Here is an 18,501-nt window from a genome sequence, read left to right as displayed (position 1 = left end):
GCGTGGTAGACAATACGGGTTGGCGCTGGATTATTCCGTATCATTGTATACAATTTGCAGCTTCTTTACATGAAACAATGGGTAGTGGGCCTGCTGGCCTTTTGGTACGTATTTCCTCTTTTTGCTCAACAACCGAAGCAACCTTCTGAACCCGAACGGCTTACGGTCGACACCTTTACCCGGCAGGATTCGCTGCGGGGCTCGCTCCGGCCGGAACGCACCTGTTACAATGTCCTTTTTTATGACCTCAATTTATCCGTTGATCCGGCTACAAAAAGCATTGCGGGGAGCAACACCATCCGGTATCGGGTGCGAACGCCCTTCAAACGGATGCAGATTGACCTGTTTGAAAACCTGACCATCGATGCGATCACGCAGGGCGGCCAATCCCTGCGGTATACCCGTGAAGGCAACGCTATTTTTGTGACGATGAAGGCGGCCCAGGAAAAAGATAACATTGAAGAAATAAAAATAGCCTACCACGGAAAACCGCGCGAAGCCGTAAATCCGCCCTGGGATGGCGGTTTTTCCTGGAGCAAAGACAGCACCGGCAACGATTGGGTGGGCGTTTCCTGCGAGGGGCTGGGCGCCAGTTCGTGGTGGCCCTGCAAAGATCACCTGTCCGACGAACCCGAATCAATGCAGATGACTTTCCGCGTACCCCGAGGACTGAAAGCCGTCTCGAACGGCAGGCTTCAGGAAGAGCGGGAGGTGGGTGACAACCAGACGGAGTTTGTGTGGGCGGTTTCGTATTCCATCAATACCTACAACGTTACTTTCAACCTGGGCGATTACGTCACGATTCAGGAGCAATACCGGAGCCGCGATTACCAGTATCTCGATCTGAACTACCACGTGCTGCGCTATAACGAAGAAAAAGCCAAAAAACACTTCGAGCAGGTGATCGGAATGCTCGATTGTTACGAGTGGTATTTCGGGCATTATCCCTACTGGCGTGATGGTTATTCGGTGGTCGAAACCCCGTATTGGGGCATGGAGCACCAGAGCGCCATTGGCTACGGAAATAAATACCAGAACAATCCTTTCGGCTTCGATTTTATTCTGATTCACGAAAGTGCACACGAGTATTTTGGCAACAGCCTGAGTGTCTCCGATCCCGCCGAAATGTGGATCCACGAATCGTTTGCTACATACATGGAATCGATTTATGTGGAAAACACCCACGGCCCCCCGCAGGCAATCAAGTATTTGATGACGCAAAAACCGCTGATTAAAAACAAATTTCCGCTGATGGGGCCGCGGGGCGTCAACTTCCAGCACAAGGATACGGATATTTATTACAAGGGAGCGTGGCTGCTGCATTCCCTGCGGTGTGTGGTCGACGACGACAACGTCTGGTTTATGGCGCTGCGGAAAGTGGCGCTGGAACGCAAACACTCGCTGGTGACCACCAAACAGATCATCGATATTTTGTGTCGGGAAACCGAAAAAGACCTGCGACCCATCTTCGATCAGTTTCTGAACTATGCTGCGCCACCCGTGCTCGAATACAAGGTAACCGAAAAGGGGGACTTTATCGAAGTGCAGCACCGCTGGATTGCCGACGCGCCCGGTTTCAACATGCCGTTGAAATACCGGTTTGCCTACGGCCCCTGGCACACCCTGTTTACCACGCGGGAATGGCAGACGATGCTCATTCGCCGGTCGCAGGGGTGGTTAAATTTTGCGTATGAATTGCAATACTTCGGCGCCCGGCCCCTGGTCGAAACCGCACAGAAAACTCAGGAATAAGGATATGACGCGCTTCTCAACACTACGGTTTCTTCCGCTGCTGGCCGTGCTGACCACCGCTTGCCAGACGGGCTACCACCTGACCGACCAGGGCTACAAACGCATTCAGGTCGACTCGCTGGCGGCTCCGGCCGATAGCAGCATGGCTCGTTTTCTGCAACCCTTTAAGCAGCAGATGGATCAAACCATGAACGAGGTACTGGTGCAGTCGGCGGTGCCTTTGAACCGCTCCAAACCCGAGTGCGCCCTCAACAATATGCTCACCGACGCCATGTTGCAATATGCGCAGCAGAAGCTGGGGCAACCCGCCGATTGCTCGCACCTCAATTACGGCGGGATTCGGACGGGATTGCCACAAGGCCCGATCCGGATTGGCAGCATTTATGAAGTGATGCCGTTCGACAACCAACTGGTGATGCTAACGCTGAAAGGCTCGATGCTGCGGGAGTTTTTCGAGTTTTTCGTGGGCAGTGAAATCGATGAAAAATCGCTGGTAGTGGGTGGCGTTCGGGTGGTGATCAAGAACAACATCCTGACCGACATTACCTTTACGAACGGGAAGACCTTCGACCCCAACCAGAACTACACGGTTTTGATGAGCGATTACGTGGCCGATCGGGGTGGAGGAACGGCGTTTCTGAAAGATGCCGTGGCCCGGAAGAATTTCAACGTTCCCATCCGGGACGTTTTCATTGAGTATTTTCGACAGCTTGGTAAATCCGGTCAACCGATCAATCCGACAACCGATGGACGCATTTCAATCCAATAGACGCCAGTTTCTGAAGCTGTTCGGTGCGGCTGCCGTGGTGGGCGGTTTTGCCCCGGAAGCCCTGGCCAAACCGAAGCTCACCCAACTGACCATTCTGCACACAAACGACGTCCACAGCCGACTGGAACCGTTTCCGATGGATGGCGGCCGCAATGCCGGGCGGGGCGGTATTGTCCGCCGGGCCACGCTGATCAACCAGATTCGGAGCGAACAAGCCAACGTGCTGCTGTTCGACGCGGGGGATTTGTTTCAGGGAACGCCCTATTTCAATCTCTACAAGGGCGAACCCGAAGTGCAGGCCATGAACCAGATGCGCTACGACGCCAGCACCATCGGCAACCACGACTTCGACGGCGGCATGGACAATATGGTGACGCAGTTCGGAAAAGCGAACTTTCCGTTTCTGATTGCCAATTATGACTTTAAAAACACGGCGATGGATGGCCGCACGGAACCGTACCGGGTTTTCAAAAAAGACGGTTTGAAGATTGGTGTCTTTGGCGTGGGTATCAAACCGGAAGGGTTGATTCCGAAGGAGTTATTCCGGGAAACCCGGTATCTGGATCCTATTGAAACCGGCAACGACATGGCCGCGAAGCTGCGGAACGACCTGAACTGCGATTACGTGATCTGTCTGTCGCACCTGGGTTATCAATACAACGACAAAGCCGTGTCGGACCGGGTTTTTGCCTCCAAAAGCAGGCATATCGATTTGGTCATCGGCGGGCATACGCACACGTTTCTGGAAGCGCCGGTCAATGTGCTGAACCAGGACGGACTTCCGGTTCTGATCAACCAGGTGGGGTTTGCCGGGATCTACCTGGGCCGGATCGACCTGACGTTTGAGCGCGGAAAAGCGAAGCCGGTGATGGAAAGCAAAGCGGTGGAAGTAAAATCGTGAGGACGGAACCGTTCGAAAGCGGTTTCGGCGAAAATCAACCGATTCGCGTAAGCGGTTGAAACCTTACGGAAACGATTGCAGTTATTCTGTCAACAGGATTAATCCCACGACGTATGAACCCAAATATTCCACGTACCGACCGCAAACGCGTAGTGATTGTGGGAGCGGGGTTCGGCGGTCTGCAACTGGCGCGCAAACTTTCCAGCCGCAAAGAATTTCAGGTCGTTCTGATCAACAAGCATAATTTCCACGAGTTTCAGCCGCTTTATTACCAGGTAGCCACCTCGGGACTGGAAGCCAGTTCCATCCTGTTTCCACTCCGGGCGGTTTTTCAGGATTGCAAGAATGTTCACATCCGCGTCACCACCGTGACGGCGGTTCATCCCGACACCAAAACCGTCGATACCGATTTAGGACCCATCGATTACGACTACCTGGTGGTGGCCACCGGAGCCGACACCAACTTTTTCGGCATGAAGAACATCATCGAGCGCGCGTTGCCGATGAAGTCGGTCTCTGAGGCTATTGCGCTCCGAAACCGGGTGCTGCAAAATTTTGAAGATGCCCTTTCCGTCGATACGCTGGATGAAAAAGAAGGTTTTTTGAATGTGGTCGTAGTGGGTGGAGGGCCTACGGGTGTCGAGTTATGCGGAACCTTTGCGGAGATGCGGAAAACCGTTCTGCCGAGCGATTACCCCGAACTGGACTTCAGGATGATGCAGATTTATCTGGTCGAGTCCGGGGCGGAATTGCTGGGGCCGATGTCGGTAGAGTCGCAGGTGAAATCGCAGCAATATCTCGAAAAGCTGGGTGTCATCGTTAAACTGAATACCCGCGTTCAGGATTTCGACGGTCGACTGGTTCACATGGCCGACGGGTCCACGATTCGGACAAACAACCTGGTTTGGGCGGCTGGCGTCAAAGCCAATCCGTTGAACGGGCTACCGACCGAAGCGACGGGCCGAGGGGGGCGTCTGCTCGTCAACCGGTTCAGTCAGGTGCAGGGCTTTACGGATATTTTTGCTCTGGGCGACATTGCGTTGATGACGGAAGAGAAATACCCGAATGGTCATCCGCAAATTGCCCAACCGGCCATTCAGCAGGGGAAACACCTGTCGAAAAACCTGGTGAGGCTGGTGAAGGGTCAACTGATGGAGCCGTTCACGTATAAGGATTTGGGAACAATGGCGACGATTGGTCGCGGAAAAGCGGTCGTTGATCTGCCTTTTTGGAGCTTTCAGGGCGTTTTTGCGTGGATGGTCTGGCTTTTTGTGCACCTTATGGCCATTGTCGGCGTTAAAAACCGGTTGCTTATTCTGGTCAACTGGGCGTGGAATTACCTCAGCGACGATCAATCGCTGCGGCTGATTATCAAACCCAAACTCCCGAAAGGCAACATGGAAGCCATACAGCAGAAAGTAGAAGACCAGTTAATCACAAAATAATAAATGGTCAACTTGTTTGACCATCTGTTGAAAAGTAGTTTAAATTTGCAGTTTACACACCCGCGCCCCGGCGTTCCCCACGTTTGGGCGGCATTTAATTCTTTATAGTATGGAACAAACGATAACCAAAACCAGACCTAAAAATAGTGGCACCAAGCCGTTGTTTGAGAACCCGATTCTTGAACGGTTGTCACGTACCCACATTGCGGTTCCGATCACGATTTATCTGGTAACGTCCACACTCTTCGGCTGGTACGCTTTTGCGTATACGGAGATGTCGGCTCTCTGGATTACTTTCCTCTTTTTTGCGGGCATTACCGTTTTTACGTTGGTCGAATACGCCGTTCACCGGGGCGTTTTTCACATGGAAACCGACACGCCGACGAAGGCTAAAATTCAGTATACCTTCCACGGCATTCACCACGAGTATCCGAAAGACAAAACCCGGCTGGCGATGCCTCCGGCTGCGGCTGTATTTGTGGCGTCGGCCTTGTTTGGCGTCCTTTTCCTATTGCTGGGCGAAGCTTCCTACGCGTTTTTCCCCGGTTTTCTGGTCGGCTATTCGGGCTATCTGTTCGTGCATTTCATCGTTCATGCCTACGCACCGCCCAAGAACCTCTTTAAGTGGCTGTGGATCAATCACTCGGTACACCACTACAAGAGCCACGAAAAGAACTACGGCGTATCGTCGCCCCTCTGGGATCATGTGTTTGGAACGTATATGAAATAATACCGTATGCTCTCCGACTTCGGAATCATCCTCTTGTTCATCATTACCGGCCTGGCGTTCGTTGGGCTGGTTTTGTTTGTTGGGAGCCTGTTGCGCCCCAATCGCCCCAACATTGAAAAGCAAACCACCTACGAATCCGGCGAAGAACCGGTTGGCAATGCCAATGTGCAGTTTAATGTCCGGTTTTATGTGGTTGCCCTTATTTTTGTTTTGTTCGACGTCGAACTGGTCTTTTTGTTTCCGTGGGCTACGGTTTTTGGGCAAAAAGCCTTGATCGAAGAAACGAACGGCTTGTGGGGCTGGCTTTCGCTGGCAGAAATGGTCATCTTTGTGGCTCTTCTGGCACTAGGGCTGGCGTATGTCTGGGCCAAAGGCTTCCTGGATTGGGTCAAACCGGAACCGAAGGTGCCGGAAATGAAAACCGCCGTACCGGTTTCGCTGTACGAAAAAGTGAATCAGAAATATAAAAAAATGCCCCCAACCCCTAATTGACTTAAACAAAGCAACCGCCGAATTATGAATCTGGCTTACCAGCCCACTGCTTTAGCTGTGGGTCAATCGGAAAGTAACGCTCTTCTAATAAAACCGTTTTAACGGTTTCATCGGCCGGCAAACCGTTAAAACGGTTCTGTCATGATCCGGTTTCGTTATAATTTACCCACAGCTAAAGCAGTGGGCTGGTGACCATTCACTTCAGTAGTTACTTTGTTTAAGTCAATTAGGGGGTTGGGGGCGAAACAACCATGAGCGGTTTACTCGATCAACGATTCAAATCCGGCGAAGGTGGGGTGTTGCTGACCACCGCCGAAGACCTCCTGAACTGGGCACGGCTTTCGTCGCTGTGGCCGATGGGCTTCGGGCTGGCCTGCTGCGCCATCGAAATGATGCAAACCTTCGCGTCGGGCTACGACCTGGAGCGGTTCGGGATTTTTCCCCGGCCTTCGCCCCGGCAGTCGGACGTCATGATCGTGTCCGGAACCGTGACCTTCAAAATGGCCGACCGCATCCGGCGGCTCTACGAACAGATGCCCGAACCGCGCTACGTGATTTCGATGGGGTCGTGTTCCAACTGCGGAGGCCCCTACTGGCAGCACGGTTACCATGTCGTGAAGGGCGTGGATCGGATCATTCCCGTCGATGTGTATGTGCCGGGCTGTCCACCGCGCCCCGAAGCCCTGATTGGCGGTTTTCTGAAACTCCAGGAGAAAATCCGCAACAGCAGCCTGCGGGACGAACCGGCCCCGACGGCCCTGCTGGCGATGGAAGCTGACGCAGCGCCGGACGGGAATTAATTTTGTTGGAAAAGAACAGCATACGCTCCAACTAATGAAAGGATAAAAGGGTCATATCGTTTAACAAATGCTAACACGTATGAAAACGACCCTGATCACCCTGATGGTGTTGTGCTTCGCAGCCTGCACCGAAGACGATTCCACTTCCGGCCCCGAACTCCGGTCGGACGTCATGCTGTATCCCAACGGACTGGCGTATGACGGTTGTCAGGCGCACGTAGCCCTGAACTGGAACGATCCGCAGAAGATAATCCGGTATGCACCCGATGCCGAATCCGTCGCCCTGGTGGAGAACTTCGTGGGTAAAGAAATCCAGAAGCAGGGTACCATCGTCTACAAATTTACGGACCGGAAGAAAACCGTCGAGTGCGGCTGGGGCTCGAAATTCGAAGCCGATGAGATAACGATCGTCTCAATTCGCTAACTTGCAGAATGAATTTTTCCGAACTGACCGAGGTGCTGGTGGCTCAATTTGGCACCGACGGAATTCTGCAAGCCAACACCGCCAATCCGCAGCCTTTCCTCGTGGTGGAGTCAACGCAGATTGCCGAAATTTGCCGGTTTTTGCGCGACGATGACCGGCTTTTTTTTGACTTTCTGGCCTGCATGACCGGAATCGACAACGGTCTGCAGGTTAACACGATGGAAGTTGTTTACAACCTCACCTCCATCCCCTACGAACATAACCTGACACTGAAAGTCGTGTTGCCGCGCACGGCCGAAGGCGAACCGCTGCCGGTAGTGCCGACGGTCAGCAGCGTTTGGCGAACGGCCGACTGGCACGAGCGCGAAATCTACGATCTGGTCGGTATTCACTTCGACGGCCACCCCGATTTGCGCCGGATTCTGCTCCCCACCGACTGGCAGGGCCATCCGTTGCGGAAAGACTATCGGGAGATGGAAACGTACCACGGAATCAAAGTGAAATAGCCCGGCAAGCCCGGAACGTTTGGTAGTGTGCAATTGGCAGTTTAACTTGTATCTTTTCTGGATTTGAGCCATTGCCTTCATGCCAACGCGACGTTATAGACTATTCCCGGCCATCGGCCTTCTTTTGACCTTCTTTTTTGGCCAATTCCCCTCCGTTTACGCCCAATTCAAATCCGATTCCGTGACGGTGAAGGGCCGGATCAAAAATCTGACGCTTCAACTGTACCGCCAAAGTCCCAATGTAACGGTTTCGCGGAACAACATCCTGCAGGCCAGCCGCGAAATGGCACGCCCGGCCCCGCTCGCGCCCGACGGCTCGTTTCAGGTGACGCTGCCGCTGGTGTATCCATACGAAGAACTGTATTTCAATTTTGGCCAGATTTCGACCGCTTTTCTGGGTTCGGCCGGCACCATCGAAATTGCGCTCGATGCCGACTCTCTGTTTTTGTCCGAAGCGCCTTTCCGCTTTAGCGGCACCAACGCCCAGGTGAACAACCAACTGACCCGGTATAAGGCGTTCGAGTTTAAAAACAAACCCAAAGTCGATAACCGCCAGTTGGCGAAGCGGGTCGATGGGCGGTCGGCCGACGACAGCCGGAAGATCCTGACGAATGAGTTCATTGCTACCTACGAAAAATACCGCCAGACCAACGAGGTGTTGCCGCTGCTGGATCAGTACATCCGGTCGGGCATCAAATACGAAGTGTCGACCTACCTCTATGACCGGGCGCTGGCCGAGCAGGACACGCGCCTGGAAACGGGTTTGCCCTCCGGCGTCAGTCTGCGACCCGCCGACGATCTTTTCCTGACGGTTCAGCGGACAACGGCTATGGAACGGTTTGCGGCTTATGCCAATTCACGAATCGCTGACCAGGCCGGTCGCGGGGTCCCGGTGGGTACGTTTGCCCGGCTGGTGGACCAGTATATCCGGGATCTGTCGCCTACGGAGCGGACGCGGGTGGACGAGTTGAAGGCCGGAAAATCCGCCGTGAGCCGCGATATGCCGATGTTGCAGCGGATTTTGCAACGCCACCAGGACACGCTGGCGAAACTGCTGGTCTACGAAACGGAGATGTCGCAATACCGGAAAATCGTGGACACCACCGGAATGGATTACCTGAAAGCCAATTTTTTGGAGTCCATTTTGCCCGAAATTGAGTTGAAAAACCAGCAGCTTTTATACCAGCACATCATGCCTCAGGTGACTGATCCGCGCTACCGGCTTTCGCTGGAGGAATTGTACCGGTTGGAAGTCAAAGACAGCGCGACGGTGCGGGAGGTGGCAGAAAAGTTTACCAATCAGGTCGATGAACCGGTCGAGGTGTTGTCGGGGGTGACCCTGATGCGCTCCAGCCGCTACGGCAAAGACCTGCTCGAACAGCTCCAGAAACAGGCGCTGGGGCGGTTGGTTTACGTGCTGGCGTGGTCGACTGAGGTGGAGCCGTCGCGGCAGGAAGCCCTCGCGGCCCGGGCCATTCAGGACCAGCTTGGCAGTCGGGATGTGCTGTTTGCCTATGTGTGCAGCAGTGAAAATTCGATGGAACTCTGGCGGGAGTGGGTGGCAAAAAATAAGCCCAAAGGTCTGCACGTTTTTGTGGACGGAGACCAGCTTGGCGACCTGATTGGAACACTCCGGGCCGAATACATTCCGGCCGCCGGGTTGCTGGGCCGCGATGGCAAATTTATCAAACGCGATGCTCCGTTGCCGTCTAAACCGGAGGAAGTATTGAAACTCATTCGGGAAAAATTGTAGAACCGTTTCCAGCGTACCTATACCGTAACTTTTGTGCTTGTTTCTCTGATTATTCCGACCTACAACCGGGAAGCGTTGCTGGTGCAATGCCTGCAATGCGCGTTCCGGCAGGATTTTGACCGCTACGAAATCATTGTCGTTGACCAAACCCGTCAGCATGAGCCGGAAACAAGCCGGTTTCTGGACGAGCACCAAACCCGGTTTCGATTGATCCGGAGCGAAAAACCGTCGCTGACAGCCGCCCGGAATCTGGGCCTTCAACATGCTCGGGGCGAGGTTGTTATCTTCATTGACGACGACACGGAATTTGGACCGACCTTCGTTCAGGCGCATTTTGAGGCTCACCAGCGCGGGCTGGAGGTGGTGCAGGGCCGTATTATCGAGACGCACGTGTCGCCCCAGTCGAGCCCGTTGTGGCTGACCTGGTATCTGAAGTTTACGGGGGGGGACGATTGCCCGACCGACGGGCCGGTGAATGTGGTAACTGGCGCTAATTTTTCGGTATCACGCCCGGTTTTTGACAAGATCGGCCCGTTCGATGAGCGATTTGCGGGGGTTGCCGTTCACGAAGATGCCGATTTTGGACTGCGGGCTTTCCGGGCCGGTTGCCGCATGGGTTACGTCGCCAAGGCCGCGCTCATCCACCACGCCAGCCACCAGGGCGGGGTCGATTCGGGCGTTGAGGAGAAGTTTTTCAACGGCAGTTATCACCAGTGCAGCCTGTTGTTTGCGCGCAAGCATTTTCCCCAACCCATTGTTCTGTATTTTCGCATTCGGTTGATCCTTCGGGCCTTAAGGAGCGTTAAAAAACTGATTCGTCAGGCCGACCAGCGTGTCATCGCCCAACTCCATGCCTAACCCGTTTCAGGGCGCCGTCCGCAGTTTGGTCAGTTTAACCGGAACGCCGGCCAGCCGGACGTTCGGCGGGGGCGCAAACTCGTCGGCGTTGAAAACGACTTTCGTACCGGTTTTCTGCACTGAGGTCGGCAGGTTGCAGGCGAAATAGCGTGTGCTGTCGCTGGTCCGGATGTAGAGCCACGTACTGGTTTGGGAGGTCTCTGATTCGTTGACCACCGTCCCCGGCACTTCGCGCAGTTCGGCGGTTTTTTTCCATTCCGCATAGGCCGCACAGTCGGCACTGACGGCCACTTCATGCTCCCAGGAATTGGGCTGGCAGGCCACCATCAGCAGGCCGAAAATCAAAGGTAGCGTCTTCATGGATGTACTGGTTTTGGTAGTAAGACGCATTTGGTGGGGAAAAGGTTGGGAGAGGGGGATTCTTTTGTTGAAGGTAGTAATCAATTTTCAATCACCGAACTCGCAGTAAGGAGAATGTTGTAAGGTTTGTCCCTTCTACCAATATAAACATGTGAATTGTTTTTATTGGGCAGTGAAGAACTTGAGAAAATGGCTAAAAAATTGATTTTTCTCCTATATTTGAGGCTCTCCTTGTGAGGAACCGATTGCTTTTTACTCTATAAAATAACCAGGGATTACATGAGAGAAGATCAGCGTTTGTGGACCCGAAATGAGTTACTTTTAGTTATTAACCTTTATTCAAAACTAACATTTGGATTATTGCACCAAAAAAATAAGGATGTTATTAAACTAGCTTCTCGTATAGGAAGAACTCCCGGGTCAGTTGCTTATAAATTAGTTAATATCGCAAGTATTGATCCTAAAATAACCTCCCAAGGTAAAAAAGGGGCCTCAAATTCTAGTAAATTAGATCAACTCGTATGGGCTGAATTTAGTAATAATTGGGATAGCCTTTTCGCAGAAAGCGAGAGGCTTTTAGGTAATACAATTGATTTTGAGGAAGTAACTGTAAAGCAAGGATCTGTTACTGATGATTTTGTAATACCTGAAGGAAGAACCAGAATGCAAACTATTGCTGTGAGGGCGAATCAAAGTTTATTTCGCCAATTGGTAATGTCGGCCTATGAGAATAAATGTTGCATAACCGGTATTAGCGAGAAAAATTTGTTGATTGCCAGTCATATCAAGCCCTGGAGTATGGATGATAAAAACCGTCTTAATCCACGTAATGGTTTAGCTTTAAATGCTTTACATGACAAGGCATTCGATTGTGGATTATTGTCGATTACTCCAGAATATAAAATTCAGATATCTTCAAGGGTTTTTGGTGAAAATTCTGGATGGCAAAGTGAGTATTTTAAAAGATACCATAATCAATTTATAAAATTACCCAATAAGTTTGAACCATCCGCAGAATTTCTTTCGTATCACTACCAAAATATATTCATTGCATGAATAAAATTGAAATGGAATATATGTATCGAGATGCGGGTAATAATAAGTTACGCCATCGAATTGTTTTTGAGAATAAAAATAATCTAACCATTCGGCAAATTAGGGATTTAATACAAATAGTGTTTATTGATAAGTTTTGGTTTGATCCTGATCGTTGTGGTGTTAAGAGGTTAAATTTTAAAAGATTTGATTCTGAATTAGATCATCTTTGGCATGAAATCGAATGGATAGGTATTACCACAAAGCGTAAGACAAGTGATGTAGATATCGCTGATTTTTTATTTGATTCTTTGAAAGGAAACCAGTTCTATAAACTTGAAAAAGATAAGTTGGAAGAATATTCATTTGAACCATAGTGTCTCCGCTGCTGGGGGGTATGTACATCAGCCATATTACCCGCTTCCTTTCGCCGGTGTTTCGGACGGAAGGAGCGTCGATGCATCAACCTCCCGGACGTGTTTTTTGTTAAGCCTCCCAAACTGAGGGTAATGGCCATCGAGGACAGATAATCTAAACGAAGAACCGGCCAGCAGGAAACCGCTATCGGTCGTCAGGATGATCACATTGTCTCTAATCGCCATACCAGTACAAAGACGTGTACAAATGATCGCTGCGGTCGCGTTCAAGCGATTTAAAACGTTCCCCGTATTTCAGGCTGAGTAATTCTTTCATTTCAAAAAAACGAGCCTGGTTTCCGTAATACGAACGCTCCCGCCAGATCGGCTCACCGGTCGCCAATCGAATGATAATCCAAACGGATTCCTGCCGCCCTTCTTCCGGTATGTTGACACATTCCCAGACCAATTCAAGTTCGGATCGATCTGCCAACTCGGGAAACTGATCAAGGGATTTCAATTGGGACTGCTCGATGCGAGAACGGTAACTGATCGCCTGTTGAAGCCAGACATTCCCCGCATCTGCTTGTTGTTGAGCTTCTTCCGCGGTCAGGTAGTTGCGGACCGTCTGAAGGACGGTGCTGCATTTTGGACATGTTTTCTCGGTATACTCGCCAAACAGAGAATAGTCGCAGTCTAGCTCATTTTCCGTGCCGCGCCAGGCACAGGTCGGACAAACAAAGGGTTGATCTTCGGCAGTCATAATAACGCATGATCTTTCGGTTTAAAAAAACACGGTATTTTTTGAATACCCAAGCTATTTCAACAAAAACAACTGCAAAAACCGCCCTTTTTCCGTTGTCACATACCGATTATAAGCAATCTGATCCCCTTTATTCGACCACACGATGCCGTTCCAGGGTTTGGCGTCGTCCGATGAGCGGGGCGTCAAACGCTTGAAGTCGCCGGTTTGCAGATCCGTGATAAACACGCTGTTGTCGGCGGCATAGGCCAGCCAGCGGCCGTTGGGGCTGAAATTGAAGGTGGTTTGGATGGAAAACGGCTGGCGGGTCAGTTGCCGGATTGGGCCGCCGTTGGGCGACACCCCAAAAATCTGAACCGTTCCGCTGGGATCTTTCGCCAGAAAACCGATCACCGAACCGTCGGGCGGGGTCCGGAGCCAGTGGCGGGGGCCTTCCGCACCGTGTTCCGTGAACGTGATCCGGCGCTGCCGAACGCCTTTCGGCGGATTTGGGCGGGTGGTTTCGGTGCCTTCCAGTGGCTGACCGTCAGCGGCTTGCGTGAGGTCGTCGGGGAGGTCGGCCACAAAAATTTCCGTGACGGTTTTTCCCTCATTGTTTCGCACATTACCCTGAAACGCAATCGCCCGTTTCTGCCGGGTTCCGTCCGGTTTCAGGTAGCCGTTGCTGCCAATCCAGCCCTCATCAAACGCCTTGTCAATCTCGTCACTGCCCGGTTTGGGGGTTTCAGTGGCCTTTGTCACCACCACCGAAAACAGCTCGCCCGGATTGTTTTCCAGCGAACCGTCGTCGGGCACGTTCACTTTTCCGAAGGGAGCCATCACGCCCACCACACGCAAATCCTTCACCGCCGGATTGGTTTTGCTCAGCACATTCATGGGGTGATCGTTGTAGGTAAAGCTGATCCACTGCCCGTCCGCGCTCCAGTAATGCGCGTGCGTACCGCCCCGCAAAGCACCCGGCGTAAAGGGCGGTTTGACGTTGCGGGCGTCCAGAAAAATGGGTTTGCCGGGCTGGTCGATGGCGATGGCCACGCCCGTCCGGCGGTCGAAATCATACGGTTTTTGTTGGTTGGCATTCCGGACGCCGTGGATAAACAGCACCCGGTTTTGCGTCGGCGAAAAGGTGGCTGCGCCCACGCCGGGACCAAATTCGGTTTGATTCGTTGTCTGGTAAAGTAGCCGGATTTCGCCGGTTTTGACGTTCACCATTTCGATGGCCGCCGTGCCGCCAATGCCGCCGTCCTGGTTCCGGGTGTCATACACGAGCCACTCGTCGGCGGGCGAAAAAGCCTGGTTGTTGTGAATCGTGTGTCCTTTGGTGTCGAAGGTGAGTTGGTGTTCCGTAAAAGTCATGGTGGTGTGTGGTTTGGGAGCGCAGGTTTGCAGGCCTGCGCCAAAAAGAAGCCAGCCGATTCGGGAGTTCATGGATTTGGTGGAGGATTGACGATCGACCATTGACGATGGACAATGGTCAATCGTCTATTGCAAATAATTTCGTTTGTATTCAAGGGGCGTAATGCCTTTGACGCGCTTGAAATGCCGGTAAAAATTCGACAGATTGTTAAAACCGCTTTCAAAACAGATGGCCTCCGCACTCAGTTTGTTTTCGATCAGCGCCCGACACGCGTGACTGACCCGAATCTCGGTCAGAAATTCGTGGTAGGTCTTGTGCGTCATCAGCTTAAAATACCGGCAAAACGACGTTACACTCAGGCTGGCCACCGACGCGATTTCTTCAAGACCGATGTCTTTGGCGTAATTCGACAGGGTATAACTGTAGACCTTGTTGAGCCGGACGGTTTCCAGTTCGTTCGACTGGTAGAACGCCCGCTCCGACGTAATGGTCTCCAAATCAGCGGAATGTGACAGCACTTCCAGAATTGACAGCAGTACGATCAGCCGTTGCAGGGGCTGGGCTTCCACCGCGCTACGCAGCAAAGCCGCCACTTTTTCGCAGGTTTCGCTTTTGATCAGCAAGCCCCGCAGCGCCTTTTCGTAGAGCCGCCGGATGGGCTGGGTTTCGGTCAGATTCAGAAAGTCGCGACCCAGGCAATCGGGCCGGAACTGCATCACAATCGCTTCGACCGGCAGGTGGGGGTCTTCCCGAAAATACGCTTCGTTACACCGCCAGGTATGCGGCAGATTTTCGCCCACCAGCAGCATTTCGCCCGCCGAAAAATTGCTGACGTTATCCCCAATAAACCGGACGCCCTCGCCCCGAATCACGTAGTGCAGTTCCAGTTCGGGATGATAATGCCAGATGTTCCCGAAACTGGCTTTGACCTCGTGCCGGATGCTGAACGAATCCTGGGCATTCAGGGGTACTTTGTGAAATTGCGGTTTCATTCAGGAATTACTCGGATATGATAAATTCGTACATTAATTGGAAAAATCCACATACCGGTATTATCACTTTATCGCGTACTTTTGCTAGTAAAATGAAATAAAATACCTGCGCAGTCATAAAAGTGCCTCCGCAAGCTAATCAAGAAGCATTTATTTTCAGTGAAGAATAAAAAATAATTCTTATAATTTATCGTACCCCCAATGAAAACCCTTCCCGTTGTCGATTTGCTGGTCATTGTAGCGTATCTGGTCGGGATGATTGCCGTGGGGGTTTATTTTTCCCGCAACAACAAAAGTGCCGATCAATTTACGAAAGCCTCCGGCAAGATTCCGGGCTGGGCCATCGGCATGTCGATTTACGCGACCTTTCTCAGCAGCAACACCTTTCTGGGCGTACCGGGAAAAGCCTTTGGCAGCAACTGGAATTCGTTCGTTTTTAGTCTGGCGATGCCGTTGTCGGCCTGGGTAGCGGCCCGGTATTTTATTCCGTTCTACCGCAATACCGGCGAGGTGTCGGCCTATACCCACCTCGAACACCGGTTTGGAGCCTGGGCGCGGACCTACGCCGTTGTCTGTTTTCTGTTGACCCAACTCGCCCGCATGGGGTCCATTTTCTTCGGCATTGCCCTCAGTTTGCAGGCGTTGACGGGGTATCCGATGGCGACGATCATGATCGTGGTCGGCATTTGCATCATTCTCTATACGGTGATGGGCGGCATGGAAGCGGTAATCTGGACAGAAGTGGTGCAGGGCGTCATCAAAACCGCCGGAGCACTGATCATTCTGTATCTGGTGGTCGACGGCATGCCGGGCGGGGTCGATAAGATTATTGAAATCGGAAAAGTCGACGATAAATTTAGCCTGGGAAGTTTCGCACCAAACTTCTCGCAGTCAACCTTCTGGGTGATTTTTCTGTACGGTTTTTTTATGAACCTGAACAACTTCGGGATGGATCAGAACTACGTTCAGCGGTATCACACCACGACATCCATTAAAGAGGCCGCGCGGTCCATCTGGCTGTGCGTTTACCTGTATGTGCCGGTTTCGCTGATGTTTTTCGTGCTCGGTTCGTGTCTCTACGCCTATTATCAAACCGACCCGGAACTGCTCGACGCCATCCGGATGCAGGTTGCGGGCGAACGATTGCCCAACGGCAGCCCCGACGCCATACGGCAACTGGCAGCTACCCTGAGTCCGGCTGACTATGGTGATAAAGTGATGCCGCATTTCATGGTGAATAAGGTACCGGCCGGGCTGGTCGGCCTGATCGTCGCGGCCATTTTGTCAGCGGCCATGAGCACCATCAGTTCGAGCATGAACGCGTCGGCCACGGTTTTTTCGGTTGATATCTACCAGCGGTATTTGAACCCGAAGATGACGGACGGGCAATCGCTGCGGTTGTTATACATTGCCACGACGGTTTTTGGGGTGCTGGGCATGATAGCCGGCATTGCCATGATTGGCGTAAAAAGCGTGCTGGATATTTGGTGGCAACTGTCCGGAATTTTTGCCGGTGGCATGCTGGGGCTGTTTCTACTGGGCATGATTTCCCGGCAAACCCGGAATGCCGAAGCACTGGCGGCCACCCTGGTCGGCGTGCTGGTGATTGTCTGGATGACATTTTCGCCCCAGATTCCCGACGAATACGCGGCTCTCCGCAGCACCTTTCACCTGAACATGGTCATGGTGGTTGGAACGCTGACGATCTTTCTGGTCGGCTTGCTGCTCACCCGAATCCGGGGCAAAAAGCTCGAACCCGTTCCTGAACTGAAGCCCAACAATAGCGTCATTACTGAGTAGCTATTCCCCTTGACGAACCCGATTGAAGAATCTGACTGTTTTTAAACCCTAACCCTTAATAAGCCCGTCCTCCACCGCCCCTCCTGAAGGGGCGGTGGGCAGGGCACTGATATTTTTTACCTTCTTTCCTCTAACCATGCCATCCTCCACTCCTTCAGTCGGGTCGTTACCCCGTGGGTTCATCCCCGTCATGCTTACCCCTTTTCAGGAAACCGGTGCCGTCGATCTGGCAACGCTGGCCCAATTGACCGAATTTTACATCGAAGCGGGCGCTGCGGGCCTATTTGCCAACTGTCTGTCCAGCGAGATGTATGAACTGACGGAAGATGAACGGCTGGCCGTTACCAAACTGGTTGTGGACCAAACCGCCGGTCGGGTTCCGGTGGTCGCCACGGGCACGTTCGGTGGTCCCATCGCTCAGCAGGCCGACTTCGTCAAACGGATCTACGATACCGGTGTTCAGGCCGTGATCGTCATCACCAGCCTAATTGCCGACGCCGACGAATCGGATGCGGTTTTTCTGGAACGGATGCACGAGTTGATCGCCCTGACCGAAAACATTCCGCTGGGTTTTTACGAATGCCCGGTTCCGTATAAGCGGTTGATCAGCAGCGAGATCCTGAAAGACTTGATGCCGACCGGACGACTTATTTACCACAAAGACACCTGCCTGGATGATGCTGAAGTAGCCCGCCGGATTGCCGTTGGTGCCGGGTATCAGTTTGGTTTATACGATGCCTACATGGTCAATGCGGTTTCGTCGTTGCGGGCCGGAGCGGCTGGATTGTCGTGCATTCAGGGCAATGAGTTTCCGGAACTGGTGGTCTGGTTGGCCAACAACTACAATAACCCGGCGCGTCAGGACGATGTCAAGCGGGTGCAGCAGTTTTTCGTAGATTGTATGGATCTGGTTCACACAGCCTATCCGACCATTGCCAAATATACCCTGCAAAAACGCGGCTTACCCATTTCGTTGTACACCCGCCGGGACGTCGATCTCCTGACACCGGCCTTGCAACGCGACATGGATGTGCTGGTCGAAACCGCCAACCAACTCCAACTGGAATTGGGAATCGAGTCGGTTTTCGTTGGAAAATTGATCGGATAGGAACGCGGATTGAACGGATCAAAACGGATTTTTACAGATTTTAGTCCGTTTTGATCCGTTCAATCCGTTGCATCCGTGTTCCTATCGTGTTTATAATGAAGCTTGAAAAAACGGGCCATTTTCGCCCCGTTAGGGGCCCAACAGCGCAGCGTCGGTAGATAGAGACAAATTCCCGGTTCCATCGTGCCGATAGGTACGAAACAATTGGTCTCTACAATGCAGTCGCGTACCTCACGGCACGCACGTTGGGCCATTGATTGTTTTGAGCTACCGACGCTACGCTGTTGAGCCCCTAACGGGGCA

At 52.4% G+C, this 18,501-nt stretch carries 19 protein-coding genes; 15 read left to right on the top strand and 4 right to left on the bottom strand.

What is annotated here, in order from left to right:
- Window positions 1-69: 69 nt before the first annotated feature.
- The 11 genes from ACO064_RS08370 (at window position 70) to ACO064_RS08320 (ending at window position 10,430) form a co-directional block, all read left to right on the top strand.
- Window positions 70-1,752, top strand: coding sequence for a M1 family metallopeptidase (locus ACO064_RS08370; protein ID WP_421826934.1), 1,683 nt, complete (start codon window positions 70-72; stop codon window positions 1,750-1,752).
- A 4-nt stretch (window positions 1,753-1,756) separates the two neighbouring features.
- On the top strand, window positions 1,757-2,521 hold the full coding sequence (locus tag ACO064_RS08365; protein ID WP_421826933.1) for a 5'-nucleotidase C-terminal domain-containing protein: 765 nt from the start codon (window positions 1,757-1,759) through the stop codon (window positions 2,519-2,521).
- Window positions 2,499-3,422 (top strand): bifunctional metallophosphatase/5'-nucleotidase, encoded by a 924-nt coding sequence (locus ACO064_RS08360; protein WP_421826932.1) that lies wholly within the window; start codon window positions 2,499-2,501, stop codon window positions 3,420-3,422. Before ACO064_RS08365 ends, ACO064_RS08360 begins: the two co-directional genes overlap by 23 nt.
- 113 nt (window positions 3,423-3,535) lie before the next feature.
- The gene (locus ACO064_RS08355) at window positions 3,536-4,867 is read left to right on the top strand and encodes an NAD(P)/FAD-dependent oxidoreductase (RefSeq protein ID WP_421826931.1); all 1,332 of its coding nucleotides are present in this window, start codon (window positions 3,536-3,538) and stop codon (window positions 4,865-4,867) included.
- 109 nt (window positions 4,868-4,976) lie between these two features.
- Window positions 4,977-5,597, top strand: a complete 621-nt coding sequence (locus ACO064_RS08350; RefSeq protein WP_421826930.1) for a sterol desaturase family protein — start codon at window positions 4,977-4,979, stop codon at window positions 5,595-5,597.
- Window positions 5,598-5,603: 6 nt separating this feature from the next.
- Entirely contained in the window at window positions 5,604-6,089 is a 486-nt protein-coding gene (locus ACO064_RS08345; protein ID WP_421826928.1) for an NADH-quinone oxidoreductase subunit A, read from the top strand.
- Between the two features lie 251 nt (window positions 6,090-6,340).
- On the top strand, window positions 6,341-6,889 hold the full coding sequence (nuoB, locus tag ACO064_RS08340) for an NADH-quinone oxidoreductase subunit NuoB (RefSeq protein ID WP_421826927.1): 549 nt from the start codon (window positions 6,341-6,343) through the stop codon (window positions 6,887-6,889).
- A 79-nt stretch (window positions 6,890-6,968) separates the two neighbouring features.
- Window positions 6,969-7,313 carry a hypothetical protein gene (locus ACO064_RS08335; RefSeq protein ID WP_421826926.1) on the top strand — a complete coding sequence of 115 codons (345 nt, stop codon included), beginning with the start codon at window positions 6,969-6,971 and terminating at the stop codon, window positions 7,311-7,313.
- 8 nt (window positions 7,314-7,321) lie between these two features.
- On the top strand, window positions 7,322-7,819 hold the full coding sequence (locus ACO064_RS08330; protein ID WP_421826925.1) for an NADH-quinone oxidoreductase subunit C: 498 nt from the start codon (window positions 7,322-7,324) through the stop codon (window positions 7,817-7,819).
- A gap of 79 nt (window positions 7,820-7,898) precedes the next feature.
- Entirely contained in the window at window positions 7,899-9,572 is a 1,674-nt protein-coding gene (locus tag ACO064_RS08325) for a TlpA family protein disulfide reductase (RefSeq protein ID WP_421826924.1), read from the top strand.
- A gap of 33 nt (window positions 9,573-9,605) precedes the next feature.
- The gene (locus ACO064_RS08320) at window positions 9,606-10,430 is read left to right on the top strand and encodes a glycosyltransferase family 2 protein (protein ID WP_421826923.1); all 825 of its coding nucleotides are present in this window, start codon (window positions 9,606-9,608) and stop codon (window positions 10,428-10,430) included.
- A gap of 6 nt (window positions 10,431-10,436) precedes the next feature.
- Here ACO064_RS08320 and ACO064_RS08315 read toward each other — a convergent pair whose 3' ends face one another.
- Complete coding sequence (locus ACO064_RS08315) at window positions 10,437-10,790, bottom strand: hypothetical protein (RefSeq protein WP_421826922.1); 354 nt, start codon at window positions 10,788-10,790, stop codon at window positions 10,437-10,439.
- Window positions 10,791-11,069: 279 nt separating this feature from the next.
- Here ACO064_RS08315 and ACO064_RS08310 point away from each other — a divergent pair, with 279 nt between their 5' ends.
- Window positions 11,070-11,846, top strand: a complete 777-nt coding sequence (locus ACO064_RS08310) for an HNH endonuclease (RefSeq protein ID WP_421826921.1) — start codon at window positions 11,070-11,072, stop codon at window positions 11,844-11,846.
- Window positions 11,843-12,202 (top strand): hypothetical protein, encoded by a 360-nt coding sequence (locus ACO064_RS08305; protein ID WP_421826920.1) that lies wholly within the window; start codon window positions 11,843-11,845, stop codon window positions 12,200-12,202. Before ACO064_RS08310 ends, ACO064_RS08305 begins: the two co-directional genes overlap by 4 nt.
- 214 nt (window positions 12,203-12,416) lie before the next feature.
- Here ACO064_RS08305 and ACO064_RS08300 read toward each other — a convergent pair whose 3' ends face one another.
- Genes ACO064_RS08300 through ACO064_RS08290 form a run of 3 tightly spaced genes read right to left on the bottom strand, consistent with a single transcriptional unit; the run spans window position 12,417 to window position 15,290 of the window.
- On the bottom strand, window positions 12,417-12,944 hold the full coding sequence (locus tag ACO064_RS08300; RefSeq protein ID WP_421826919.1) for a hypothetical protein: 528 nt from the start codon (window positions 12,942-12,944) through the stop codon (window positions 12,417-12,419).
- A gap of 54 nt (window positions 12,945-12,998) precedes the next feature.
- Window positions 12,999-14,369 (bottom strand): DUF3748 domain-containing protein, encoded by a 1,371-nt coding sequence (locus ACO064_RS08295; protein ID WP_421826918.1) that lies wholly within the window; start codon window positions 14,367-14,369, stop codon window positions 12,999-13,001.
- Window positions 14,370-14,423: 54 nt separating this feature from the next.
- Window positions 14,424-15,290 (bottom strand): AraC family transcriptional regulator, encoded by an 867-nt coding sequence (locus ACO064_RS08290; protein WP_421826917.1) that lies wholly within the window; start codon window positions 15,288-15,290, stop codon window positions 14,424-14,426.
- A gap of 201 nt (window positions 15,291-15,491) precedes the next feature.
- Between ACO064_RS08290 and ACO064_RS08285 the strand changes: the two genes are divergently transcribed.
- Together ACO064_RS08285 and ACO064_RS08280 are read left to right on the top strand one after the other, a co-directional pair.
- The gene (locus ACO064_RS08285; protein WP_421826916.1) at window positions 15,492-17,090 is read left to right on the top strand and encodes a sodium:solute symporter; all 1,599 of its coding nucleotides are present in this window, start codon (window positions 15,492-15,494) and stop codon (window positions 17,088-17,090) included.
- A 136-nt stretch (window positions 17,091-17,226) separates the two neighbouring features.
- Complete coding sequence (locus tag ACO064_RS08280) at window positions 17,227-18,198, top strand: dihydrodipicolinate synthase family protein (protein ID WP_421826915.1); 972 nt, start codon at window positions 17,227-17,229, stop codon at window positions 18,196-18,198.
- The last annotated feature ends 303 nt before the right edge of the window (window positions 18,199-18,501 follow it).

The sequence above is a fragment of the Larkinella sp. genome (assembly GCF_965227735.1).
Lineage (GTDB): Bacteria > Bacteroidota > Bacteroidia > Cytophagales > Spirosomataceae > Larkinella.
This window is presented reverse-complemented; position numbering and strand designations above follow the sequence as displayed.